We start from the raw sequence: 24,428 nt of genomic DNA, 5'->3' as shown, positions 1-24,428 counted from the left end.
CTCAGACTCCTGCGGGGGTGGCGACGCCGGCGTCGGCCAGGTCGGCGGGGGAGGCCAGATGGCCCAGGACCGCGGTGGCGGCGGCGACCTGCGGGGACACCAGGTGGGTGCGTCCGCCCTTGCCCTGCCGGCCCTCGAAGTTGCGGTTGGAGGTGGAGGCGGACCGCTCGCCGGGTGCGAGCTGGTCGGGGTTCATGCCCAGACACATCGAACAGCCCGCGTGCCGCCATTCGGCGCCGGCCTCCTTGAAGACCTTGTCCAGGCCCTCGTCCACGGCCTGGAGGCCGACCCGGGCGGAGCCGGGGACGACCAGCATCCGTACGCCGTCCGCGACTTTGCGGCCCTCCACGATCGCGGCGGCGGCCCGCAGGTCCTCGATGCGGCCGTTGGTGCAGGAACCTACGAAGACGGTGTCCACCGTGATGTCCCGCAGCGGCTGGCCGGCGGTCAACCCCATGTACTCCAGGGCCTTTTCGGCGGCCAGGCGCTCCGAAGCGTCTTCGTACGAAGCGGGATCGGGGACCCGCGCGGACAGCGGGGCGCCCTGACCGGGGTTGGTGCCCCAGGTGACGAACGGCGAGAGGCTGGCGGCGTCGATGACGACCTCGGCGTCGAAGACGGCGTCCTCGTCGGTCCTCAGGGTCTTCCAGTAGGCGACGGCGGCGTCCCAGTCCTCGCCCGCCGGGGCGTGCGGACGGCCCTTCAGGTAGGCGAAGGTGGTCTCGTCGGGGGCGATCATGCCCGCGCGGGCGCCCGCCTCGATGGACATGTTGCAGATGGTCATCCGGGCTTCCATCGAGAGCTTCTCGATGGCGGAGCCGCGGTACTCCAGGACGTACCCCTGGCCGCCGCCGGTGCCGATCTTGGCGATGATCGCCAGGATCAGGTCCTTGGCGGTGACGCCGTCGGGCAGGTCGCCGTCCACGGTGATGGCCATGGTCTTGGGCCGGGCCAGGGGCAGGGTCTGGGTGGCCAGCACGTGCTCCACCTGGGAGGTGCCGATGCCGAAGGCCAGACCGCCGAACGCCCCGTGCGTGGAGGTGTGCGAGTCGCCGCAGACCACGGTCATGCCGGGCTGGGTCAGGCCCAGCTGGGGACCGACGACGTGGACCACGCCCTGCTCGACGTCGCCCAGCGGGTGCAGCCGCACCCCGAACTCGGCGCAGTTGCGGCGCAGTGTCTCCAGCTGGGCGCGGGACACCGGGTCGGCGATCGGCTTGTCGATGTCGAGGGTCGGGGTGTTGTGGTCCTCGGTGGCGATGGTGAGGTCCAGCCTGCGCACCCGGCGACCGTTCTGCCGCAGGCCGTCGAACGCCTGCGGGCTGGTCACCTCGTGCAGCAGGTGCAGATCGATGAAGAGGAGGTCGGGCTCGCCCTCTGCGCGCCGGACGACGTGGTCGTCCCAGACCTTTTCCGCGAGTGTCCTACCCATCGCTTTCCCTCCGGTCGGCCGTCGTTGGTCGACCCAACTAGGTGTGTGAGAGTCGTCGCCCGTCCCCTCGTGCCGGGGCGACCGCCGACGCCCGTCGGTCCACGGGTCGGCGTGTGGGTACAGGGTGACAAGTTCCTCGGAGAATTGAACTTGCGTTTCACAGAGTGAGACGCGAGTATCGTTGCATGGACAACTCTAGTGGGGTCGGCGTTCTCGACAAGGCTGCTCTCGTGCTGAGCGCCCTGGAGTCCGGTCCGGCCACCCTCGCCGGGCTGGTCGCGGCGACCGGACTCGCTCGGCCCACCGCCCATCGTCTCGCGGTCGCCCTGGAGCACCACCGGATGGTGGCCCGGGACATGCAGGGCAGGTTCATCCTGGGCCCACGGCTCGCGGAGCTGGCCGCGGCGGCCGGGGAGGACCGGCTGCTCGCCACGGCCGGACCGGTGCTCACCCACCTGCGGGACGTCACGGGCGAGAGCGCACAGCTCTACCGACGCCAGGGCGACATGCGGATCTGCGTGGCCGCCGCCGAGCGGCTGTCCGGGCTGCGGGACACCGTCCCCGTGGGCTCCACGCTCACCATGAAGGCCGGCTCCTCCGCGCAGATCCTCATGGCCTGGGAGGAGCCCGAGCGGCTGCACCGCGGCCTCCAGGGCGCCCGCTTCACGGCCACCGCCCTCTCGGGCGTCCGCCGCCGCGGCTGGGCCCAGTCCATCGGGGAGCGGGAGCCGGGCGTGGCCTCGGTCTCCGCCCCGGTGCGGGGCCCGTCCAACCGCGTGGTGGCCGCCGTGTCGGTCTCCGGCCCGATCGAGCGGCTGACCCGCCACCCCGGGCGGATGCACGCCCAGGCGGTCATCGACGCGGCGGGCCGCCTCTCCGAGGCGCTGCGCCGCACCGGCTGAACGCACGGAGGGGGCGCCGCGGCGCCCCCTCCCGCCCCGCCCGGTCAGCCGGCGGCGAACCGCTGGGCCGCCCGGTCGCCGCGGCGGGCCACCGGGGCGGTGCCGTGGGCCGCCCCCAGCCCGAAGGCGGGCATGTCCACGTAGATGTTCTCGTAGCCCCCCGCCGGCACGACGTAGGTCTCGTGCCAGACGCCCACGTCGCCGCGGCCGTCGCGGGCCCGCCGGTTGAAGGCCGCCCAGGCCGGCCGGTGCTCGGCGTCCGGCTGCGCGGCGTAGGCCAGCAGCTTCTCCCGGGACTCCCAGTACTGGACGGTGTAGAAGGTCCGCGGGTCGCCGCGCAGGAAGTGGAAGCCGAGCAGCCCGGAGCCGGGATCCGCGGACAGTTCCTTGAGCATCCTGGGCATCGCCCGGGCCGCGGGCAGCCAACTGCGCAGCGCTCGCCACCTGTTGACCCGCATCCCGATCAGGAAGACGACCACCTCGCCCGAGGCGTCGGCCGTCGTTCGCCCCTTGAGCAGTTGTGCACCCATGGCTCGCTCCCGCTACCGTTGGATAGTTGCGCTATCTCATATTGGATAGTGCCACTCTCCAAGAGAGGACGCAAGGGAATGAGGCTCGCCGAGCTCAGCGCGCGCAGCGGGGTGTCCACCGCGACGATCAAGTACTACCTGCGCGAGGGGCTCCTCCCGCCCGGCGAGCGGATCACCGCCACCCAGGCCGCCTACGACGAGGGCCACCTGCGTCGACTGCGGCTGCTCCGGGCGATGGTGCAGGTGGGACGGATGCCGGTGGCGACCGTGCGCGAGGTGCTGAAGGCCGTGGACGACGACTCCCTGGACCACCACGACCGGCTCGGCGCGGCGGTGGGCGCACTCCCCCACGACGCGGGGCGGAACGGATCCGCAGCCGATCCCGAGCCGGTCGCGGAGGCGGAACGGGTCGCGGACCGACTGCTGGAGCTCATGGGGTGGCCGCCCGAGGTGCGCGGGTCCGCACGGGCCATGCCGGCCTACCGGATGCTGGTGGCGGCGCTGGCGGAGGTGGCCCGCTTCGGATACCCCTGGGACGCCGACCACTTGGCGCCGTACGGGCGCTTGGCGCAGGAGTTGGCGGTGACGGACCTGGACTTCGTGGAGCGCTACGGGTCGCCGGAGGAGCAGGTGGAGGCGGCGGTGGCGCTGACCGTGCTGTACGAGCCCGTACTGCTGAGCCTGCGGCGGCTCGCGGACACCGCGGAGTCCTACCGGCGCTTCGCCGCTCCGCGGACCGGGGAGGCGGGGGCCTGAAGCCCGGTCGGGCGGCGGGACGGGCGGGGTCGATCGGCCCCCGCCTCCGACGCACGCACGGAGAGGGCGCCACCGCTGGGTGGCGCCCTCTCCGTTCTCGATGTACCCCCGACCGGATTCGAACCGGCGCTACCGCCTTGAGAGGGCGGCGTGCTAGGCCGCTACACAACGGGGGCCTTGCAGATGAGCTCTGCGAGCTGGCCTACCAGGACTCGAACCTAAACTAACTGAACCAGAATCAGTCGTGCTGCCAATTACACCATAGGCCACTGTCGGAACCGGTTTCGCGGAACCGAAGCGTACCCCCGACCGGATTCGAACCGGCGCTACCGCCTTGAGAGGGCGGCGTGCTAGGCCGCTACACAACGGGGGCTTTGGGCGATCCCACCCGGCCGACGGCCGGGTGTTTTCACCGCTCGACCGACGGGAGCGACCCGATGATCACGCGGGATGGATCTGTACCCCCGACCGGATTCGAACCGGCGCTACCGCCTTGAGAGGGCGGCGTGCTAGGCCGCTACACAACGGGGGCTTTGCAGATGAGCTCTGCGAGCTGGCCTACCAGGACTCGAACCTAGACTAACTGAACCAGAATCAGTCGTGCTGCCAATTACACCATAGGCCACCGTGACGCAATCCCCTGTCGGGGACCTTGTTCGGTACTGCGCTTCCCGCCGGACCTTTCGGCCCTCTCGGGCGGCGCAGGAAGAACATTACCCGAAGGTGGACGGCGCTCCAAAACGGGTATCCCCGCGCAGGAGCGCGGGGAGTTCGGCGAGCGAAGCGATCCGATGCGGTCCGGCGGGCACCCCGCCGGTCCAGGTGCCGCGGTCGAGCCACACCGAGAAGAGCCCGGCCGACGCCGCCCCCGCCCCGTCGATCTCGGGGTGGTCGCCCACGTACACCACCTCGTGGGCGGGCAGTCGCAGAGCGTCACAGGAGGCGTGGAAGGCTTCGGCCGCGGGCTTGGCGACCCCCAGCTCCGCGGCGCACAGCAGCGACTCGAAGCGGTCGCGGACCCCGAGGGCGCGCAGCTTGCGCTCCTGGTGGTGCGCGCTGGAGTTCGACAGCACGGCGTGCCGGAGGTCGGCGAGGGCGTCGAGGGCGGGCAGGACGTCCGGGAAGAGGGCCCAGGCGGCCTCGTAGTGGGTCAGGTAGCGGCCGAACCAGACGTCGGCCTGCTCGTCGGTGAGCGGGGCGGCCAGGAAGGCCCGGACCCGGTCGCGGCGCTGCCCCTCGAAGGTGGTCTCCCGCGCCGCGAAGCGCGCCCAGTGGACGTCGGTCAGCTCCCGCCAGAGCGCGAGGGCCCGCTCGGCGGTTCCGTACCGCTCCAGCAGGCCCTCGGTCCGCAGGTGGTGCCAGAGTCCGGCGCGGTCCGCCGCGGTGTAGGCGAAGAGGGTGTCGTCGACGTCCCACACCACGGCGCGCACGTTCATGCGGACACGCTACCCGTCAGCCCCCGAGCTTCGACAGGGCGGCGTCGATCCGGGCCAGGGCGCGGTCCTGGCCGAGCACCGCCAGGGACTCGAACAGCGGCAGGCCCACGGTGCGGCCGGTGACGGCCACCCGGACCGGGGCCTGCGCCTTGCCCAGCTTGAGTCCGTGCTCCTCGCCGGCCGCGAGCACGGCCGCCTTGAGCGCCTCGGGGCTGTTCCAGTCGGCCTCGGCGAGCTTGGCCCGCGCGGTGCGCAGCAGGTCGGCCGCCCCCTCCTTCATCGCCTTCTGCCAGGACGCCTCGTCCTCGACGGGCTCCTTGAGGAAGAGGAAGTCCACGTTGGCGGTGATGTCCGACAGGACGGTCAGCCGGGTCTGCGCGTAGGGGGCGATGGCCTGCCACGCGACGGGGTCGAAGTCATCCGGGGCCCAGGGGGCGTGCGGGGCGCGCAGCCACGGCTCGCACGCCTCGGCGAACGCCTTCTCGTCGAGCAGCCGGATGTGGTCGGCGTTGATGGACTCGGCCTTCTTCAGGTCGAAGCGGGCCGGGTTGGCGTTGACGTCCGCGATGTCGAAGGCGGCGACCATCTCGTCCAGCGAGAACACGTCCCGGTCGGCGGCGAGGGACCAGCCGAGCAGCGAGAGGTAGTTCAGCAGCCCCTCGGGGAGGAAGCCGCGCTCGCGGTACAGGTTCAGCGAGGACTGCGGGTCGCGCTTGGAGAGCTTCTTGTTGCCCTCGCCCATGACGTACGGCAGGTGCCCGAAGGCCGGGACCGCCTCGGCCGTGCCGAGTTCGATCAGCGCCCGGTACAGGGCGATCTGGCGCGGGGTGGAGGAGAGCAGGTCCTCGCCGCGCAGGACGTGGGTGATGCCCATCAGGGCGTCGTCGACCGGGTTGACCAGGGTGTACAGCGGGGCGCCGTTGGCCCGGACGATGCCGTAGTCGGGGACGTTCTCCGGGGTGAAGGTCAGCTCGCCCCGGACCAGGTCGGTGAAGGTGACGGGCTCGTCGGGCATCCGGAAGCGGATGATCGGCGTGCGGCCCTCGGCCTCGTACGCGGCGCGCTGGGCCTCGGTGAGCTCGCGGCAGTGGCCGTCGTACCCGGAGGGCTTGCCGGCGGCGCGGGCGGCCTCGCGGCGGGCGTCGAGCTCCTCGGTGGTGCAGTAGCAGGGGTAGGCGTGGCCCGCCTCGCGCAGCTTGGCCGCCACGTCCGCGTAGAGGTCCATGCGCTGCGACTGCCGGTACGGGGCGTGCGGGCCGCCGACCTCGGGGCCCTCGTCCCAGTCGAGGCCGAGCCAGCGCAGCGAGTCGAGGAGTTGCTCGTACGACTCCTCCGAGTCGCGGGCGGCGTCCGTGTCCTCGATGCGCAGGACCAGGGTGCCCTGGTGGTGCCGGGCGAAGGCCCAGTTGAACAGGGCGGTGCGGACCAGGCCCACGTGGGGGTTGCCGGTCGGCGAGGGACAGAAACGTACACGGACGGGGCCGTTAACCACGCTGGATCACCTTGTTGGTGAGAGTGCCGATGCCTTCGATGGTGACGGCGACCTCGTCGCCGACGTTGAGGGGGCCGACCCCGGCGGGGGTGCCCGTGAGGATGACGTCGCCGGGCAGCAGCGTCATGGCCTCGGTGAGGTGGACGACCAGGTCCTCGACGGACCTGACCATGTCCTTGGTGGAGCCGAGTTGGCGTTGCTGGCCGTTGACCGTGCACTGGACGGTCAGGTCGGCCGCGGTCGCCAGGTCGATGCCGGTCTCCACCCAGGGCCCGAGCGGGCAGGCGCCGTCGAAGCCCTTGGCCCGGGTCCACTGTCCGTCGCTGCGCTGGACGTCCCGGGCGGTGAGGTCGTTGGCGCAGGTGAAGCCGAAGACCACGTCCTTGACCCGGTCGCGGGGGACGTCGCGGCACAGCCGGCCGATGACCACGGCCAGCTCGGCCTCGTGGTGGACCTCCTGCGAGAAGCCCGGGTAGGCCACGGGATCCCCGTGACCGACGACGGAGGTGCTCGGCTTGAGGAAGCTGACGGGGGTGGCCGGGACCTCGTTGCCGAGTTCGGCGGCGTGTTCGGCGTAGTTGCGGCCGATGCCGATGACCTTGCTCGGGAGGACCGGGGGCAGCAGGCGGACCCGGTCCAGGGGGATCCGGGTGCCGGAGAGCTCGAAGTCGGCGAACGGGATGCCCTTGATGACGTTCACCAGGAGGCCCTCGGTGGAGCCGGGCGGACCGTCGCCCTCGATGGCGCCGAAGGCCACGTTGCCGTCGATGGAGAACCTGGCGATGCGCACGGTGGCTCGCGCCCCTTTGTTGTTGCCGGTGGAGGTTGGGCGTCCAGGCTAACGCGGGTCGCCCGGGTGACCCGGGCGACCCGTGGCGGACGGCCCGCCCGCGACGGTGTTCCGGACCCGGTGGGCGGGGGTGCGCGCCCCGCCGGGCGGGGGTGGCCGTCCGGGAGGGTCAGGAGGTCGGCTCGGCGGGCCGGGGGACCTCCATCAGGACGGTGCGACGGGGGTTGGCCGTCTGGGCGGGGAGGTCGAGGGAGTGGGTCGGCAGCTCCGCCGGGGCGAAGGCGGAGGCGTCCTCGAGGTGGGCCAGGGTGGTGCGGCGGGGGTTGGCCGTGGTGCTCTGCGGCGTCGTCATCTGGATGCGGGCCCTGTCCTGGACTCGGGGCGCCGAATTCACCCGCCACGGGGCGCTCCCGGCGCGCGGGTTGTCATTTGTGGAATCGTTGTAAAGCGTCAGGCTAAGCGCGCAATTCCCCGATGCGGGTGCACTGACGCGGGGATGAGTGTGTGAGTTTGCTCACGACTCATAAGACATTTCCGGCATTCCACAGACGGGGCGGGCGGGATCGAAACGGACATCAACTGCCCGAAGCACCCATTCCGCTCCCGATCATGTCGACTGGGACACCCGAGTAACCCCAGCACGACATAGCGATATGACCGCTTTGCCCTAGATAAGGGTCTACTTCTGGTGACTCGCGGCTCACGCCGTGTCACCGCCGCCATCGCCTGCCCCTCCGGTCTTGTTGGAGTTCCGGCACTGTGCTGGAATTCCACGGACCGCCGCGAGAACCAGACCGGCGCACAGGGGGCGCAACGGAGCGCCGAGTGAGCGGCGGGATGAGGACAGCGCCGGTCACTCACGACCACCACAGGGGTGCGGCACCGCGCGGCGCCCCTGATTGACGCCGACACCGTCCCGCCGTGCGGGGGGACGCCTGGTCCAGAGGTTGCGACGCTAGTGCAGGGACGTTTCAAGAGGGATGGCAGCGGTCCGGCAGAGCCGGAACCGCGCGGCGGGACCGACCGTGGCTCCTCGCCCCAGCACGCCCAGAACCCGGGACCCGTGTCCGTGGTGAGCAACAACGACGGCGCCCGGCCCGCGGGGCCCGGCGGCCCGCAGGGCCCCGGCGGCACGTCGGAGGCGGCGCCCGCCGGCGCCGGCGGCACCCCGCCGCCCCCCGCCCCGTCCGCCAAGCCCAAGGTCCCGACCGGCCCCGGCTCCCGAATAGCCCTGCGCAACTGGCGGATCTCGACCCGTCTGGTTTCGCTGCTCGCCCTCCCCGTGGTCGCCGCGACCTCGTTGGGCGCGCTGCGCATCAACGAGTCCATGGACGACATCCAGCAGCTCGACAACATGAAGCTGCTGACGGACATGACGGACCACGCGATCCAGCTGGCCACCGCGCTCCAGAACGAGCGCGACAAGTCCGCCGGCCCGCTCGCGAACGGCGGCAAGGCCACCGACTTCGAGGTCAAGGGGCCCCGGGAGCGCACCAACCGGGCCCGGGAGACCTTCTTCCAGGGCACCCACGCCATCGACGAAGCCCGCGGACGCGACGGTCTGGAGGGCATCGACTCCACGATCCAGTCCATCTCCAGCCGGCTCACCGGTCTGACGAGCGCCCGCGAGAAGGCGTTCAAGGACCCGATCGCGTACTCGCAGACCGTCGACCTGTACAGCGAGCTCATCGAGGACCTGCTCGCCCTGACCCAGGACATGGCGCAGGCCACCAGCAATCCGGAGATGATCCAGCGGACCCGTTCGCTGGCGGCGTTCGCCTCCGCCAAGGAGTACGCGTCGGCCCACCGCGCGGTCATCGCCGCTTCGCTGCCGCCGAACAACAAGGAGCGCAGCGAGCTCTCGGAGCTGGACCGCCACTACGCGCAGACCCTCTCCGACAAGGAGATGTCCGAACTCAGCGTCTTCGGACAGGTCTACCAGGGCAACGACATCGAACTGCTCAAGCCCATCGACAAGGGCCAGGCCACGATCAAGGAGTCGGAGGAGTACGCCACCCGACTCCTCAGGGTCGGGCCCGAGCGGGCCACCAAGCGGTCCTACAAGGACTGGCTGGAGGCCAGCACCACCAAGATCGATGCGATGAACAAGATCGAGCGGACCCTGCTCGACGAGATGGAGCAGAAGGCCCGCGAGCTGCGCAAGGAGTCGGAGCGCGGCGCGATCATCAGCGGTGCGCTGATCCTGGTCGTCCTCGGCGTCTCGCTCATCGGCGCGTTCATCGTCGCCCGGTCCATGATCCGCTCGCTGCGGCGCCTCCAGGACACTGCGACCAAGGTCGCCCAGGACCGGCTGCCCGAGCTGGTCAAGCAGCTCTCCGAGTCCGACCCGCAGGACGTCGACACCTCCGTGGAGTCGGTCGGCGTGCACTCCCGGGACGAGATCGGCCAGGTGGCCGCGGCCTTCGACGACGTGCACCGGGAAGCGGTCCGACTCGCCGCCGAGCAGGCCCTGCTGCGGGGCAACGTCAACGCGATGTTCACCAACCTCTCGCGTCGCTCCCAGGGCCTGATCCAGCGTCAGCTCTCGCTCATCTCCGAACTGGAGTCCCGCGAGGCCGACCCCGACCAGCTCTCCTCGCTCTTCAAGCTCGACCACCTCGCGACCCGCATGCGCCGCAACGGCGAGAACCTCCTCGTCCTCGCGGGCGAGGAGCCCGGCCGTCGGTGGACCCGCCCGGTGCCGCTCGTCGACGTGCTGCGCGCCGCGGCCTCCGAGGTGGAGCAGTACGAGCGGATCGAACTCTCCTCGGTGCCCGGCAGCGAGGTCGCCGGCCGGGTCGTCAACGACCTCGTGCACCTGCTCGCCGAGCTGTTGGAGAACGCCACCTCGTTCTCCTCCCCCCAGACCAAGGTCAAGGTCACCGGACACGCGCTGCCGGACGGCCGGGTCCTGATCGAGATCCACGACACCGGCATCGGCCTCTCCCCCGAGGACCTGGCGGCGATCAACGAGCGGCTCGCCTCGCCGCCCACCGTGGACGTCTCCGTCTCCCGCCGCATGGGCCTGTTCGTGGTCGGTCGGCTGTCCCAGCGGCACGGCATCCGCATCCAGCTGCGGCCCTCCGACTCCGGCGGCACCACCGCGCTGGTCATGCTCCCCGTCGACGTCGCCCAGAGCGGCAAGCGCCCGCCGGTCGGCAAGCCCGGGGCGCCCGGTGCTCCGACCGTCGGCCCGCCCGGTGGCGTCCCCTCCGCGGCCCAGGCCGCGGCCGGCGCGGCAGCGGCCCGGCAGAACCGACCCGGCGGTCGCCCCGCACCCGGCCCCCAGGGCCCCGGCGGACCGGGCGCCACGCCGCCGGTCCGGCAACCGGGCCGGCCGGCCCCCGCGGGCACCGGCGCCTTCGCCCCGGGTGCCCAGGGCCTCCAGTCCACCGGCGCCGGACAGCGGGGCGGACGCCCGCCGGGCGGCGCGCCCACAGCGGGTGCGCCCGGCTTCGGCGGCCCCCGCCAGGGCGGCGACTCCTTCGACGGATTCGGTGCCCGCCCCGGCAAGTCCCCCGCCGACCGGCCCGACGCCCGCCCCGAGCGGGTCCGCCCGGGCCAGGACGCCCCGCGCCCGCAGCTGCCCGCCCGCGGCGGTCCGCGGGCCGAACTCCCCGGCGCCGACGGCCCGCAGTCCACCCCCGACTGGAGCGCCCCGAGCACGGTCGCCCCGGTCCCCCGGGCATCCGGCGACGCCCCGCGCGGCCACGAAGAACCTCCGAGCACGCCGGGCGCGCCCGGGACTCCGCGGTTCGACGAGCGCCCGGGCAACCCCCCCGCGTTCCCCCCGGCCGACCGTCAAGGGGCCGGTGCCACAGCGGAGTTCGGCCGGCCAGTCCTCGACGCCCCGGCGCCGGACTTCGGCGCCCCCCGTCCGGACCCCGGCTTCGGCCGGCCCGGCGACGGTGCCCAGGACGGCCGGTTCGTCCGCTCGGACGTCTTCGGCGCCCCGAAGCCGCCGGCCGAGCCCGCCGGCCCGATCGTCCCCGCCGGCCCGGACACCCGGAACCCCGCCGCCACCGGCCAGTTCCCGGTGGCCCAGCCGCCCTCGTACGACGACCGCGAGCAGCACGCTCCCGGCTACGGCCAGGATGCCGCGCACACCGGCCAGTTCGAGCAGCCCGCCCAGGACACCGGGCAGTACGCGCTCCCCGCGCCCGGCGCCGGCGCGTTCCCGCCCGGGGCCCAGGACACCGGCTCCTACGAGCGGCCGGCGCCGGAGCCCGCGCCGTACGAGCGTCCCCTCCAGGACACCGGCTCCTACGAGCGCCCGGCGCACCGGACCGGCCAGTTCGAGCGGCCCGCCCAGGAGAGCGGTCGGTTCGAGCAGCCGGGCGACACCGGCGCGTACGAGCTGCCCGCCCACCGGACCGGCCAGTTCGAGCGGCCCGCCCTGGACACCGGGCAGTACGCGCTGCCGGACCAGGACACCGGCCAGTACGAGCAGCCCGCCCACGACACCGGGCAGTACGCGCTGCCGAGCCACCAGACGGGTTCGTACGAGCGCCCGGTCCCGCCCTACGGGCAGGCACCGGATGTCGTCGACGGACCGTCGGCGGCGCGTCCGGCCGCCCCGCTGCCCCCGGCGGGCCCGGGTGACGGTCGCACCCCGCTCTTCGACACGCTGGAGACGGACTGGTTCAGCGGCCAACGGGTCGCCGAACAGCAGCCGGCCGAGGAGACCGCGGCCCCCGGGCTGCCGGAGCGCCCGACGCTGTCGGTCTCCCCGGCGGGACGTTCCGACGCCGAGGCTCCCGCGGGCCGCGGGCCGCAGGGCTCCGGCTCGTGGCGGACCTCCCCCAACGACGAACTCGTCCGGCAGGCCGAGCGGGTGCGCCAGCCCACCGCCGGCGGAGTCACCACCTCCGGGTTGCCGCGGCGGGTCCCCCGCGCGAACCTCGTCGCGGGCACGGCTCAGCAGCAACAGCACCAGACCGGTCCGCAGGTCTCGCGCGCGCCCGACGACGTGCGCGGCCGGCTGACCAACCTCCGTAGGGGCATCCAGCAAGGTCGGCAGGCCGGCAACGGTCCGTCGACCGGTAGCTACCCCCGCCCCACTCACCAGCAGGAGCACTAAGTTGAGCGCGATGAGCCAGGCGGCACAGAACCTGAACTGGTTGATCACCAACTTCGTGGACAACACCCCCGGGGTGTCCCACACCGTGGTGGTCTCCGCCGACGGACTCCTTCTGGCGATGTCCGAAGGCTTCCCCCGGGACCGGGCCGACCAACTCGCGGCGGTCGCCTCCGGCCTCACCTCGCTGACCGCGGGCGCCTCGCGGATCTTCGAGGGCGGTACCGTGACGCAGACCGTGGTGGAGATGGAGCGCGGCTTCCTCTTCATCATGTCCATCTCGGACGGTTCCTCGCTGGCCGTCCTGGCGCACCCGGAGTGCGACATCGGCCTCGTCGGCTACGAGATGGCCCTCCTGGTCGACCGCGCGGGTGCGGTGCTCACCCCGGACCTGCGCGCCGAGCTCCAGGGAAGTCTGCTCCACTGACCCCGCCCTCTCGTCCCCCGACCCGTCCGCACCGTCCGACCCGTCGCCCAGCCGATCGAACCGACCCACCCACCGTCCGGCCGCCACTCGATCCCCCCACCGGCTCTGTCAGACGGCACGCAGACTCCCTGCTGTCCCGCCCGGAGGATTCATGACCCCGCCAACCGCCTCGCACGATCCGTACGGAGCTTCACACCACGCGTCGTACGGGCACGAGGGTGACCAGCCGCTGGTGCGTCCGTACGCGATGACCGGCGGTCGGACCAGGCCGCGGTACCAGCTCGCCATCGAAGCCCTGGTGAGCACCACCGCCGATCCCGCAGCCCTGATGGGGCTGCTCCCCGAGCACCAGCGGATCTGCCACCTGTGCCGTGAGGTCAAGTCGGTCGCGGAGGTGTCGGCCCTGCTGTCGATGCCGCTCGGTGTGGCCAGAATCCTCGTCGCCGACCTGGCCGAGGCGGGACTCGTCGCGATCCACCAGCCCGGTGGCGACGAGAACGCCGGTGGTCAGCCGGATGTGACACTGCTCGAAAGGGTGCTCAGTGGACTTCGCAAGCTCTGATACGACCGCACGTTCGACCACCAGCGCGAAGATCGTGGTGGCGGGCGGCTTCGGCGTGGGCAAGACCACGTTCGTCGGCGCGGTCTCGGAGATCAACCCGCTGCGTACCGAAGCCGTCATGACATCCGCCAGCGCGGGAATCGACGACCTCACACACACCGGAGACAAGACCACCACCACCGTGGCCATGGACTTCGGCCGCATCACCCTCGACCAGGACCTCATCCTCTACCTCTTCGGCACCCCCGGACAGGACCGCTTCTGGTTCATGTGGGACGACCTCGTCCGCGGCGCCATCGGCGCCGTCGTCCTCGTCGACACCCGCCGCCTCGCCGACTGCTTCCCCGCCGTCGACTACTTCGAAAACAGTGGCCTCCCCTTCGTCATCGCCCTCAACGGCTTCGACGGCAACCAGCCCTACACCCCCGACGAAGTCCGCGAAGCCCTCCAAATCGGCCCCGACACACCCATCATCACCACCGACGCACGCCACCGCGCCGACGCCAAGAGCGCCCTCATCACCCTCGTCGAACACGCCCTCATGGCACGACTCCGCTAGCGGGGCCCGGGCGGGGGCCAAGTCATCCCCGACGAGAGCGAGTTACCCGGGGCAAACGGCATCACATGTGCCGTGCGCCACGGCCGGCGGGGGCATTCATAACGTTTCGAAAGAGAATTGCCCCGACGTCACCACGGGTGGCGACCACCCGGTGCCGCTGCGCCACCAGAGCCCCGCCTTTTGGCGGGGCTCGCTCTTTATGACCGTTTTATCTGGACCGGGCGGGCTCCGGAATCCTCGCTTCCGACTGTTTGGATTCGCCCACCCTGACGTGCTGGAATGCGCTGAACTGCCCGGTAGCCACGGGCAGCCCGGAGACGATGCGGCACGAGGAACGGTGCCGGCGCCGAGAGGTTGTTGGTCGAGTGAGGCGAGGCAAGAACAGTGGCCCCGAGCCGTCGGCACGGGGCAACTTCACCCCGCCGTCCACCGCGGCGGCACCCCCGGCGGGCCCGGACGGGCCCGCGACCGACCCCGGAGCCGGCTCCGCTCCGACGCACCGGACGGCGGGACGGCTGTCCCCGCGCAACTGGCGCGTACCCGCCCGGCTGAACGCGATTCTGCTGATCCCCGTGCTGGTGGGGCTGGTGATGGGCGGCTTCCAGGTCAAGGGGTCCATCGACACCTGGCAGGAGGCCGAGGACGCCGCGGGCACCGCCCGGCTGGTGCGCTCCGCCCTCACCTACGCCAACCGACTGCTGGACGAACGGGACGTCTCCGCGGCGCCCCTGCTCCGGGGCCGGCCCGACGACCCGGCCATCGCCGAGGCCCGCAAGGCGACCGACGAGGCCGCCGCCGAGTTCGACGTCGCCACCCGGCACATGCCGGACAGCCCCAGCCTCAAGCGACGGCTGGAGACCTTCCGCAAGGTCGAGGGCGACCTCGTCGAGTTGCGGACCTCCGCGTACACCGGTCGACTGCCCGGCGTCCGCACCGAGGAGGGCTACGTCGCGGTTCAGCACCCGCTGATGGAGTTCGCCAACGAGCTCGGCCTCGGCACCAGCAACGTCACCGCCTACGGGCGGACCGTCTACGCGATCTCGCTCGGCAAGGCGTCCGTCTCGCTGCAACGTTCGGTCGGCATGCACCTGCTCGTCGCACCCGGCCCGAGCGCCGCACACCTGAACCAGCAGAAGCTGGCGCTCAGCAGCTACGCGTACCTCGAACGCATCGCCATGGACGAGTACGCGGGTGGTGGCACCCCCGAGGACGTGGCCGAGCTGAAGCGGGTGACCGACAAGGTCCTGGCCGACGTCGAGAAGATGGCCGCGGAGGCGAAGGAGGCCGCGGACGCCCGGGACCGGACGTACACGGCCCCGCCCTCCGCCACCGACATGGTCGCCCAGATGGCAGCGCTGCCGGACACCGGGCGCGAAGCCCGGGCGGAGCTCGCCGAGGAGGGCGTCACCCCGGACAACTGGTGGGCGGTGAGCACCCTCAAGTTCGACGGGTACCGCACCATCGAGGCCGACCTCGCGGACAAGGCGGTGGACGAGGCGGCCGGGATCGCGGACGGCGCCCAGCGCGACGCGATCCTCACCGGCTCGGCCGTGGTGATCGCCCTGTTGACCGCGTTCCTGCTGGCCGGACTCGTGGCCCGGCAGATGAGCCACTCCATGAACCGACTGCGCACCGCCGCCTTCCAGGTCGCCGAAGAGCGCCTGCCGCTGCTGGTGGACCAGTTGTCGCGGGCCGAGCCCGGCCGGGTGGACACCCGGGTTCAGCCGATCCCGATCCACTCCACGGACGAGATCGGCGAGGTCGCCCGGGCCTTCGACCAGGTGCACCGGGAAGCGGTCCGGCTCGCCGCCGAACAGGCCCTGCTGCGCGGCAACATCAACGCGATCTTCACCAACCTCTCCCGCCGCAACCAGTCCCTGGTCGAGGGCCAACTGACCCTGATCACGGAGCTGGAGAACAACGAGGCGGACCCCGACCAGTTGGCGAGCCTGTTCCGGCTGGACCACCTCGCCACCCGGATGCGGCGCAACGGCGAGAACCTCCTCATCCTCGCCGGTGAGGAGCCCGGCAGCCGCTGGGACCAGGCGATCTCGCTGGTGGACGTGTTGCGCGCGGCCTGCTCGGAGGTGGAGCAGTACGACCGCATCGAGCTGTCCGGGGTGCCGGAGGCCGAGGTCCACGGCCGGGCGGTCACCGACCTGGTGCACCTGCTGGCCGAACTGCTGGAGAACGCCACCTCGTTCTCCTCCCCCCAGACCAGGGTCAGGGTCACCGCGACCCGGCTGCCGGACGCCCGGATCATGATCGAGATCCATGACAAGGGCATCGGCCTGGCCGCCGAGGACTTCGCGGACATCAACCACCGGTTGGCCGATCCGCCGACCGTGGACGCGGCGATATCCCAGCGGATGGGGCTGTTCGTGGTCGGCCGGCTGGCCGAGCGGCACGGCGTCCGCGTCCAGCTCCGGCCCTCCGGCGAGCAGGCCGGCACCACCTCGCTGGTCATGCTGCCGGCGGCGCTGACCTCCGGCGCGGCCCCGGCGGACCCCGGTCCGCACGGGTCCACCGGATTCGCGGACGCCCCGGGCGACGGCGAGTTCACCGTCCCGCCGATGATCCCGGAACAGCAGGGCGTGCCCGCCGCCCCGCTGCGGACCGCCGCGGACCTGGGCTTCGACGACAGCCGCTACCCGCAGGCCTCGGAGGCCGGCGGCGCACCGCACCCCGCGGTCGGCGCCGAGGAGACGGGCACCCACCCGCAGCCGCACGGGCACCCCGCGCCGTTCCCGCACCCGCAGGACGCGACCGGCGGCTACCCGGCGCCGCAGTCGAACGCTCATCCGGGTCAACCCCTGGACGGCTACGGTCGACCCGGGGCTCCGGCCGACCCCACGTACCCGGAGCGTCCGGCGCACTCGACGTACGGGACGCACCAGGCGCCCGCGGATCCCTTCTTCCCGACCCCACCGGTCAACGGGCATCTCAACGCCCCTCAGGAACGGTCGTATCCGGAAGACGACCGACGGATTCCAGACGGAATCGCAGCGGAACCGTTCGAGGGTTACGCCGGCCCGACCCACCAGGCAGGCTGGCAGCACCAGCCGGGGCCGCCCGTGCCTCCCGTGGAAACCCCTGTGGGGTATCCGGAATCGGTCCGGCCCGCTGACGCGGACGCCGCCGAACGCGTAGGCTTCGATCGTCCGGAACCGACCGCTACCGCTGGTCACGGGGTGACCGACGCCGGTCTGCCCCGTCGCAGCTCCGTGCCGGGCGCCGACGGCGAACCGGCCGGCGAACGGCGGTGGCCGGAGCCGGACGGGCATGTCGGGGAGGACGGGAGCGGGGGCGGCGGTGACTGGCGTTCGGCCAACGACGACCGGTGGCAGCGTGCCGAGCAGCTCCGCAGGCCCAAGGCCGGCGGGGTCACCGCTTCGGGACTGCCGCGGCGCGTGCCCAAGGCCAATCTGGTCGAGGGCACTGCGGAACAGACCCCGCAGGGCGGCCCGCAGGTCTCCCGCGCTCCCGAGGACGTCCGGGGCAGGCTCAGCAACCTGCGCCGGGGGGTCCAGCGGGGGCGCCGGGCGGGAAGTGAGAAGAACGGCCAGACCACGGGCGACGAGCCCGGTGGTTCTGGGAGCACCTACCACCAGGAGCGTTAGTGTGAGCCCGATGAGCCAGGCGGCACAGAACCTGAACTGGTTGATCACCAACTTCGTGGACAACACCCCCGGGGTGTCCCACACCGTGGTGGTCTCCGCCGACGGACTCCTTCTGGCGATGTCCGAAGGCTTCCCCCGGGACCGGGCCGACCAACTCGCGGCGGTCGCCTCCGGCCTCACCTCGCTGACCGCGGGCGCCTCGCGGATCTTCGAGGGCGGCAGCGTGAACCAGACCGTGGTGGAGATGGAGCGCGGCTTCCTCTTCATCATGTCCATCTCGGACGGTTCCTCGCTGGCCGTCCTGGCGCACCCCGATGCCGACATCGGCCTCGTCGGCTACGAGATGGCCCTGCTCGTGGACCGCGCGGGCTCGGTGCTCACCCCGGACCTGCGCGCCGAACTCCAGGGCAGCCTGCTCAACTGAGCGGTGTCCGCGGGCGGTTCCGGGACGGGGGATACTTCCCGGACGGTCTGCCCCCGCCGACGGCCGGGCGGTGCGCCGGCACGTCCCGGGGCCGTAAGGTTTCGGGACGCGGCTCCACACGGTCGGACGCCCGGCACAGCAGGAGGAGGAAGAAGTGGCAACACCCCCGGAGGGTTCCCCGGGCCGCTGGCCCCTCGGCCAGCAGCAACACGACGGTCCGTGGAACCCGTACGACTTCCCCTCCGCACCGAGCAACCGTCCGCAGCAGCCGTACTCCTCCGCGCCGTCTCCCTCGTACCACCCCTCGCAGCGGCCACAGGGTCCCTCGCCCCGTGACCCGCACGCACCGCACGTCCCCCGTGCGACCCCCGTGTACCCCCAGCGCAGGACGCCGGAACCGGCCCCTGCGGGCTCCGCGAGCAACCCCCTCGTGCGTCCGTACGCCATGACCGGCGGTCGGACCAGGCCGCGTTACCAGCTCGCCCTTGAGGCGCTGGTCCACACCACCGCACAACCGCACCAGCTCCAGGGACAGTTGCCTGAGCACCAGCGGATTTGCCAGCTCTGCCGTGAGGTCAAGTCGATCGCCGAGGTCTCGGCGTTGCTGACGATCCCTCTCGGCGTGGCCAGGATCCTCGTCGCCGACTTGGCGGAGGCGGGACTGGTCGCCATTCATCAGCCCGGCGGCGACGACAGCGCCGGCGGCCAGCCAGATGTGACATTGCTCGAAAGGGTGCTCAGTGGACTTCGCAAGCTCTAGCGGCGGGGCCGCCCGGTCGACCACCAGCGCGAAGATCGTGGTGGCGGGCGGCTTCGGCGTGGGCAAGACCACGTTCGTCGGCGCGGTCTCGGAGATCAACCCGCTGCGTACCGAAGCCGTCATGACATCCGCCAGCGCGGGAATCGACGACCTCACACACACCGGAGACAAGACCACCACCACCGTGGCCATGGACTTCGGCCGCATCACCCTCGACCAGGACCTCATCCTCTACCTCTTCGGCACCCCCGGACAGGACCGCTTCTGGTTCATGTGGGACGACCTCGTCCGCGGCGCCATCGGCGCCGTCGTCCTCGTCGACACCCGCCGCCTCGCCGACTGCTTCCCCGCCGTCGACTACTTCGAAAACAGCGGCCTCCCCTTCGTCATCGCCCTCAACGGCTTCGACGGCAACCAGCCCTACACCCCCGACGAAGTCCGCGAAGCCCTCCAAATCGGCCCCGACACACCCATCATCACCACCGACGCACGCCACCGCGCCGACGCCAAGAGCGCCCTCATCACCCTCGTCGAACACGCCCTCATGGCACGACTCCGCTAGCGGGCCCGCCCCTTCGACAGCGTGGAACGAGCCGCACCGGTCCGTACGGGTGCGGCTCGTTCCGTGTGCTGACGGGGTGTCGGCAGCGGCCTCGTGCCAGGGTGGGGACATGACGACCCTTCCCGACGGACGAACCGTCCCTCCGCCGCAGGCCGACGAACGGACCATGCTGGAGAGCTGGTTGGAGATGCACCGCGAGACCCTGGCGCTCAAGTGCGCGGACCTGGAGGACGCACAGGCCCGTAGCGCCTCGGTGGAGCCGTCCGCCATGACCCTGCTCGGACTGGTGCAGCATCTGGCCGAGGTCGAACGCACCTGGTTCCAGCGGGTGTTCGCGGGGCGCACGGTGGAGCCGGTGTACCCGGACTCCGGCACGGACGGCTTCGGCCTGGCGCCGGAGCGGGGCATCGATCAGGTGCTGGCAGATTGGCGGGCCGAGGTCGACGCCTCCCGGATGACGATCGCGCGGGCCTCCTTGGACGAGCGGGGCCGGCTGGCCCCCGAGGCCGCTGCGCTCCTCGGCGCGGACCAGGTCTCGCTGCGCTGGATCCTGATCCACCTCATCGAGGAGTACGCCCGCCACAACGGGCACGCGGACCTGCTGCGGGAGCGCATCGACGGGCGCACCGGCGTCTGACGGCCGGGGAACGCGCGTCGGCCCGCACCGGGGGGACCGGTGCGGGCCGACGCGTCCGACGGTGTCGCGGCGGGTCAGACCTGCCAGCTGTGAGGTGCCCGGAAGCCGTACTGGCGCTCCAGTCGGCGCCAGCCGGGCTTGGCGACCGCGCGGGGCGCGGGCTCGGTGCCGCCGGCGGCGGCGCGCGCCAGCAGGAGCGCGGTGAGGGCGGCCACCTCCTCGGGTTCGGCGTGGCCCTTCTCGACGCGCAGCAGACCGTGGTCGGTCGCGGTGGCGGATGTCGTCATGGTGCTACTCCGTGGAGTTGAGGGTGGGGGCAGGGGGCGCGGCGGGCTACTGCGGGGGGTTGCCGTGCTTGCGGGACGGCAGGTCCGCGTGCTTGGACTGGAGCATCGCGAGCGAGCGGATCAGCACCTCGCGGGTCTCCACGGGGTCGATCACGTCGTCGACCAGCCCTCGTTCGGCCGCGTAGTACGGGTGCATCAGCTCGGACTTGTACTCCTTGACCATGCGGGTGCGCATGGCGTCCGGGTCGGCGGCACCGGCGATCTGACGGCGGAAGATGACGTTGGCGGCCCCTTCGGCGCCCATGACCGCGATCTCGTTCGTGGGCCAGGCGAAGGTGAGGTCCGCACCGATGGACTGCGAGTCCATGACGATGTACGCACCTCCGTACGCCTTGCGCAGGATCAGCGAGATCCTCGGCACGGTGGCGTTGCAGTACGCGTACAGCAGCTTGGCGCCGTGCCGGATGATTCCGCCGTGTTCCTGGTCGACCCCGGGGAGGAAGCCCGGAACATCCAGCAGGGTCACGATCGGGATATTGAAAGCGTCACACATCTGCACGAAACGCGCAGCTTTTTCCGATGCCTCGATGTCCAGGACGCCGGCGAGGGTCTGCGGCTGGTTGGCCACTATCCCGACGACCTGGCCGTCCAGTCGGCCCAGCGCGCAGATGATGTTGCGCGCCCAGCGCTCGTGGACCTCCAGGTAGTCGCCGTCGTCCACCAGCTCCTCGATGACCTTGGCCATGTCGTAGGGGCGGTTGCCGTCGGCGGGCACCAGGTCGAGCAGCACCTCGGAGCGGCGTTCGACCGGGTCCTCGGCCACGGTCCGCGGCGGGTTCTCGCGGTTGTTCTGCGGCAGCAGGGAGAGCAGGTACCGCACCTCCGCGATGCAGGTCTCCTCGTCGTCGTACGCGAAGTGGGCGACGCCGGAGGTCTCCGCGTGGACGTCGGCGCCGCCGAGCCCGTTCTGGGTGATCTCCTCGCCGGTGACCGCCTTGACGACGTCCGGGCCGGTGATGAACATCTGCGAGGTCTCGCGGACCATGAACACGAAGTCGGTGAGCGCCGGGGAGTAGGCGGCGCCGCCCGCGCACGGGCCGAGCATCACGCTGATCTGCGGGATGACGCCGGACGCCCGGGTGTTGCGCTGGAAGATCCCGCCGTATCCGGCCAGCGCCGAGACGCCCTCCTGGATGCGGGCGCCGGCGCCGTCGTTCAGGGACACCAGGGGCGCCCCGGCCGCGATGGCCATGTCCATGATCTTGTGGATCTTCGTGGCGTGGGCCTCGCCCAGCGCGCCGCCGAAGATCCGGAAGTCGTGTGCGTAGACGAAGACGGTCCGCCCCTCGACGGTGCCCCAGCCGGTGACCACGCCGTCGGTGTAGGGCCGCTTCTCCTCCAGGCCGAAGCCGGAGGCGCGGTGCCGGCGCAGTTGCTCGACCTCTTGGAAGGAGCCGGCGTCGAGCAGGAGCTCGATGCGCTCGCGGGACGTCAGCTTCCCCTTGGCGTGCTGCGCCTCGGTCGCCCGGTCGCTGGGCCCCCGCAGGGCCTGTTCCCGGATGGCGTGGAGCTCGGCCACCCGGCCGCGCGCGTCAGTGGGCTCGTCCCCCGTGAGTCCCGAGGCGTCCGAAGAGCCGGGGGAACCAGTCTCGTCCAAAACGGTCATGTAGCGACCTTACGAAGTCCACCCCCGAAATCGGGCCGTCGACTCCGTACAGTCTCCGGCCCGTTTTCCTGGTACCCCCGAACAGAAGCAGCGGAATCCCGTCATGACCCTCCTGTCGAGCGGGGTGGGGGGTTGTGGGGTTCACACAAAGAGGTCCTCGGACTGCACCGTGCAGCGCAGGGTGGCGCAGGCGGTCCCGGGCGCCACCCGCAACCGTAGTCCGTGCCCGGTCTCGTGGACCTCCACCCCAGCATCCCGGGCCAGCACCCGGTGCACCGGCCGGTCCCAGCGGAGGTCCAGGGGGCGCCCCGTGCGCAAGGGCTCCGCCACGCAGAAGGTGAGGGTGCGCCCGCGCCGGCGCACCAGGACGGCGGCGGGCGCGGTCAGCGCGAGCGGGCCGACCGCGCCCGCCCGGTGGAAGGCGGCGGCCAGGACCCCGAGTGGGGGCACCGCGACCGCCTGCCGGTCGGGGCGGTTGGCGAGGACGGACAGCCAGCCGGGGTCGGCCGCCCGGGCCGCGACGGCGGCGAGCGGGGCGCCGGGCAGCAGCAGGTAGGCGTAGCGCCCGTCGGTGGGGTCGATGCCGTGGTCGAGCCAGAGGGTCTGCCAGTGGCGGGTGCGGCGCTCGGGTGAGCCGCCGTCGTTGATGTCCGCCCAGGCCCCGGTGCGCTCCGTCCGCCGGGTGCGCAGGGGCGGGCCGTCGAGCAGCACCCAGCCGCCGTGCCCGTCGAGGTGGGCCCAGCGGGGACGGGGTCCGGGGCCGGTGCGCAGCCGGGCGGTGCCCCGCGGGCCGAGGTTGCGGTTGTCGACGACCGTCTCCACCGGGACGCCGTCGCGGGCGGTGATCCCTGCGCCCAGGCAGACCACGGCGTCGTCGAGGAAGAACCAGGCCGTGCGGGCGCGGAGCGAGGAGCAGAGTCCGTGGAGGTCCTGGCCCACGACCGCGTGGGTGCCGTCGGTGGTGCCGCCGACCCAGCGCCCCGGCGGGCGGGGGGCGCCCCACTCGCCGCCGGCGCGGTCGGGCAGCCGTCGGGTGGACACGGTGGTCCCGGGCAGCCGGTACCAGTCGACGGTGGGCCAGTACCAGTCGGTGTACTGGTCGGCGCGGTGGCCGCGCGGCCACCACTGGAGCATCCCGGCGGCGGTGTGCCAGCCGCGGGGGTTCTCGCCGGCTCCGCACTCGTAGTGGGAGGTGCGGTGCGAGGCGGTGGCGAGGGCGGCGGTGAAGGCGTCGGTGCGGTGCACCGCGCGGTCCATGGCGGGGAAGAGGGTGTGGCCCCTCGGTTCGGGGGCCGCGGGCAGCGGGCGGGCGGCCACCGCGTGCAGCCGGGCCAGGTCGGCGGTGTCGAACTGGGGGGAGGCGAGCAGCGGGGTGACCGTGTCGCGGGCGGCCCAGCCCTTGATCCGGGCGTGCCACCGGTCGCGCCGGGCGGGGGTGACCCCGCCGGCGGGCGCTCCGGCGGTCTCGGCGAGCAGGGCGATCGCGGCGATGACGGCGTGGCCGTGGTAGTGGTCGCCGCGCGGGACGCCGTCGTCGGAGCGGAGCAGTCCGCGGCTGATGGCCCGGCCGTTGACCACGTCCATCATCAGGCCGTCCAGGAGCAGCGGGGCGAAGGCCCGTTCCACGCCGTCGGCGAGGTTCCGGCGGGCCGGGTCGGTCACCTGCCAGGGCGAGCCGTCGAGCAGCAGGAGCAGCCGGGCCGCTCCGTCCAGCAGGACCTGTCCGTAGGTGCCGGTGTACGGGACGGAGGTGTGCTGGAGGAAGGATCCGTCGGCGTGCAGCCCGTCCCCCTCGGTGACGTACCGGAACACGGGGGCGAGGGCGTCGCGGGCGAGGGCCAGCCGGTCGGCGGCGCGGCCGAGGACGCCGCGCAGGGCGACCACGCGGCAGTGGTCGACGCGGTTGGCTCCGGTGGAGGTGCCGGTGTAGGCGTGCAGGGCGCGGTCGGGCAGGAAGTGGTCGACGGCGGCGCAGAGGGTGGCGCGCAGGGCAGGGGTGAGGTGGGCGTCCAGGGCGAGGGCGGTGTCCAGCAGCGGGCGGGGGGTGCCGATCTGCCACTCCCACCAGTTGCCGTGGGGCTCGGCGCCGGGGCGGTAGGCGGTGGCGGTGAGGTGCTCCAGGCCGTGCAGCACCGCGGCGCGCAGCGCGGGGTCGCCGGTGCGGTCGGTGCCGGGTTGGAGGTGGGCGCGGGCCATGGTCCACAGCCGGGTGCCGCTGCGGGTGATGCCGGCGGGGCGGGTGAGGGGCTGGTCGGGCCAGAGTGCGGTGGGGCCGGGGGCCATGGTGGCGTGCCAGGTGGCCGCGCGTTCGGCGGTGGCGCGCAGCCGCGCGGCGTAGGGCTCGGCGGTCGGGTCGTAGCCGGTGCCCAGGGCGAGGTCCAGCCAGCGGCGGCGCAGTGCGGGGTACGGGTCCTCGGCGGCGGGGGCGGCGGGGGTGCGCGGGTGGTGCGGGACGGCGCCGGCGCCGGCGGCGAGCAGCAGGGTCCTCCGGGTGGGGGTCATGGAGCCC

At 72.4% G+C, this 24,428-nt stretch carries 20 protein-coding genes and 5 tRNA genes; 11 read left to right on the top strand and 14 right to left on the bottom strand.

What is annotated here, in order from left to right:
* Position 1: 1 nt before the first annotated feature.
* The gene (gene leuC, locus ACSMX9_RS22235; protein WP_445396346.1) at positions 2-1,432 is read right to left on the bottom strand and encodes a 3-isopropylmalate dehydratase large subunit; all 1,431 of its coding nucleotides are present in this window, start codon (positions 1,430-1,432) and stop codon (positions 2-4) included.
* Positions 1,433-1,617: 185 nt separating this feature from the next.
* On the opposite strand from leuC, the gene ndgR reads away from it, so the two are divergent.
* Positions 1,618-2,334, top strand: coding sequence for an IclR family transcriptional regulator NdgR (gene ndgR / locus ACSMX9_RS22230; protein ID WP_010984119.1), 717 nt, complete (start codon positions 1,618-1,620; stop codon positions 2,332-2,334).
* Between the two features lie 44 nt (positions 2,335-2,378).
* On the opposite strand, the gene ACSMX9_RS22225 is transcribed toward ndgR, so the two are convergent.
* Positions 2,379-2,864: a DUF4188 domain-containing protein gene (locus ACSMX9_RS22225; protein WP_445396344.1), complete on the bottom strand. Its 486-nt coding sequence runs from the start codon at positions 2,862-2,864 to the stop codon at positions 2,379-2,381.
* A 78-nt stretch (positions 2,865-2,942) separates the two neighbouring features.
* On the opposite strand from ACSMX9_RS22225, the gene ACSMX9_RS22220 reads away from it, so the two are divergent.
* Complete coding sequence (locus ACSMX9_RS22220; RefSeq protein ID WP_445396342.1) at positions 2,943-3,620, top strand: MerR family transcriptional regulator; 678 nt, start codon at positions 2,943-2,945, stop codon at positions 3,618-3,620.
* 103 nt (positions 3,621-3,723) lie between these two features.
* Here the strand turns inward: ACSMX9_RS22220 and ACSMX9_RS22215 are convergent.
* The 9 genes from ACSMX9_RS22215 to ACSMX9_RS22175 form a co-directional block, all read right to left on the bottom strand.
* Positions 3,724-3,796, bottom strand: a tRNA-Glu gene (locus ACSMX9_RS22215).
* Positions 3,797-3,817: 21 nt separating this feature from the next.
* Positions 3,818-3,889 (bottom strand) — tRNA-Gln (locus tag ACSMX9_RS22210).
* A 31-nt stretch (positions 3,890-3,920) separates the two neighbouring features.
* Positions 3,921-3,993: transfer RNA gene (locus ACSMX9_RS22205), tRNA-Glu, on the bottom strand.
* Positions 3,994-4,079: 86 nt separating this feature from the next.
* Positions 4,080-4,152: transfer RNA gene (locus ACSMX9_RS22200), tRNA-Glu, on the bottom strand.
* A gap of 21 nt (positions 4,153-4,173) precedes the next feature.
* Positions 4,174-4,245, bottom strand: a tRNA-Gln gene (locus tag ACSMX9_RS22195).
* An 88-nt stretch (positions 4,246-4,333) separates the two neighbouring features.
* The gene (locus ACSMX9_RS22190) at positions 4,334-5,056 is read right to left on the bottom strand and encodes an HAD family hydrolase (RefSeq protein WP_366116531.1); all 723 of its coding nucleotides are present in this window, start codon (positions 5,054-5,056) and stop codon (positions 4,334-4,336) included.
* A 16-nt stretch (positions 5,057-5,072) separates the two neighbouring features.
* Entirely contained in the window at positions 5,073-6,548 is a 1,476-nt protein-coding gene (gltX, locus tag ACSMX9_RS22185; RefSeq protein ID WP_445396340.1) for a glutamate--tRNA ligase, read from the bottom strand.
* Positions 6,541-7,338: a fumarylacetoacetate hydrolase family protein gene (locus ACSMX9_RS22180; protein WP_366116529.1), complete on the bottom strand. Its 798-nt coding sequence runs from the start codon at positions 7,336-7,338 to the stop codon at positions 6,541-6,543. The genes gltX and ACSMX9_RS22180 overlap by 8 nt, the downstream gene beginning before the upstream one ends.
* A 169-nt stretch (positions 7,339-7,507) precedes the next feature.
* A complete protein-coding gene (locus ACSMX9_RS22175; RefSeq protein WP_351247683.1) occupies positions 7,508-7,690 on the bottom strand; it encodes a hypothetical protein in 183 nt (60 codons plus the stop codon).
* A gap of 606 nt (positions 7,691-8,296) precedes the next feature.
* On the opposite strand from ACSMX9_RS22175, the gene ACSMX9_RS22170 reads away from it, so the two are divergent.
* The 9 genes from ACSMX9_RS22170 (at position 8,297) to ACSMX9_RS22130 (ending at position 19,966) form a co-directional block, all read left to right on the top strand.
* Positions 8,297-12,418, top strand: a complete 4,122-nt coding sequence (locus ACSMX9_RS22170) for a nitrate- and nitrite sensing domain-containing protein (protein WP_445396338.1) — start codon at positions 8,297-8,299, stop codon at positions 12,416-12,418.
* Positions 12,419-12,428: 10 nt separating this feature from the next.
* Positions 12,429-12,842, top strand: a complete 414-nt coding sequence (locus tag ACSMX9_RS22165; RefSeq protein WP_399340850.1) for a roadblock/LC7 domain-containing protein — start codon at positions 12,429-12,431, stop codon at positions 12,840-12,842.
* 151 nt (positions 12,843-12,993) lie between these two features.
* Positions 12,994-13,404, top strand: coding sequence for a DUF742 domain-containing protein (locus ACSMX9_RS22160; RefSeq protein ID WP_351247679.1), 411 nt, complete (start codon positions 12,994-12,996; stop codon positions 13,402-13,404).
* Positions 13,385-13,963 carry a GTP-binding protein gene (locus tag ACSMX9_RS22155; RefSeq protein ID WP_445396336.1) on the top strand — a complete coding sequence of 193 codons (579 nt, stop codon included), beginning with the start codon at positions 13,385-13,387 and terminating at the stop codon, positions 13,961-13,963. The genes ACSMX9_RS22160 and ACSMX9_RS22155 overlap by 20 nt, the downstream gene beginning before the upstream one ends.
* A 365-nt stretch (positions 13,964-14,328) precedes the next feature.
* Complete coding sequence (locus ACSMX9_RS22150; RefSeq protein WP_445396335.1) at positions 14,329-17,583, top strand: nitrate- and nitrite sensing domain-containing protein; 3,255 nt, start codon at positions 14,329-14,331, stop codon at positions 17,581-17,583.
* A 10-nt stretch (positions 17,584-17,593) separates the two neighbouring features.
* Positions 17,594-18,007, top strand: coding sequence for a roadblock/LC7 domain-containing protein (locus tag ACSMX9_RS22145; RefSeq protein WP_351249765.1), 414 nt, complete (start codon positions 17,594-17,596; stop codon positions 18,005-18,007).
* Positions 18,008-18,161: 154 nt separating this feature from the next.
* Positions 18,162-18,767 (top strand): DUF742 domain-containing protein, encoded by a 606-nt coding sequence (locus tag ACSMX9_RS22140; protein ID WP_445396333.1) that lies wholly within the window; start codon positions 18,162-18,164, stop codon positions 18,765-18,767.
* The gene (locus ACSMX9_RS22135) at positions 18,748-19,329 is read left to right on the top strand and encodes a GTP-binding protein (protein WP_282693957.1); all 582 of its coding nucleotides are present in this window, start codon (positions 18,748-18,750) and stop codon (positions 19,327-19,329) included. The genes ACSMX9_RS22140 and ACSMX9_RS22135 overlap by 20 nt, the downstream gene beginning before the upstream one ends.
* Before the next feature lie 109 nt (positions 19,330-19,438).
* Positions 19,439-19,966, top strand: coding sequence for a DinB family protein (locus ACSMX9_RS22130; RefSeq protein WP_445396331.1), 528 nt, complete (start codon positions 19,439-19,441; stop codon positions 19,964-19,966).
* Between the two features lie 74 nt (positions 19,967-20,040).
* Here the strand turns inward: ACSMX9_RS22130 and ACSMX9_RS22125 are convergent, their stop codons facing one another.
* The 3 genes from ACSMX9_RS22125 to ACSMX9_RS22115 all read right to left on the bottom strand — a co-directional run bounded on the left by ACSMX9_RS22125 (position 20,041) and on the right by ACSMX9_RS22115 (position 24,421).
* On the bottom strand, positions 20,041-20,253 hold the full coding sequence (locus ACSMX9_RS22125; RefSeq protein ID WP_351239674.1) for an acyl-CoA carboxylase epsilon subunit: 213 nt from the start codon (positions 20,251-20,253) through the stop codon (positions 20,041-20,043).
* Between the two features lie 46 nt (positions 20,254-20,299).
* Positions 20,300-21,919, bottom strand: coding sequence for an acyl-CoA carboxylase subunit beta (locus ACSMX9_RS22120; RefSeq protein WP_366113772.1), 1,620 nt, complete (start codon positions 21,917-21,919; stop codon positions 20,300-20,302).
* 141 nt (positions 21,920-22,060) lie between these two features.
* Positions 22,061-24,421, bottom strand: coding sequence for a polysaccharide lyase 8 family protein (locus ACSMX9_RS22115; protein WP_445396329.1), 2,361 nt, complete (start codon positions 24,419-24,421; stop codon positions 22,061-22,063).
* Between the last annotated feature and the right edge of the window lie 7 nt (positions 24,422-24,428).

This window comes from Streptomyces sp. LE64, from assembly GCF_052606915.1.
This window is presented reverse-complemented; position numbering and strand designations above follow the sequence as displayed.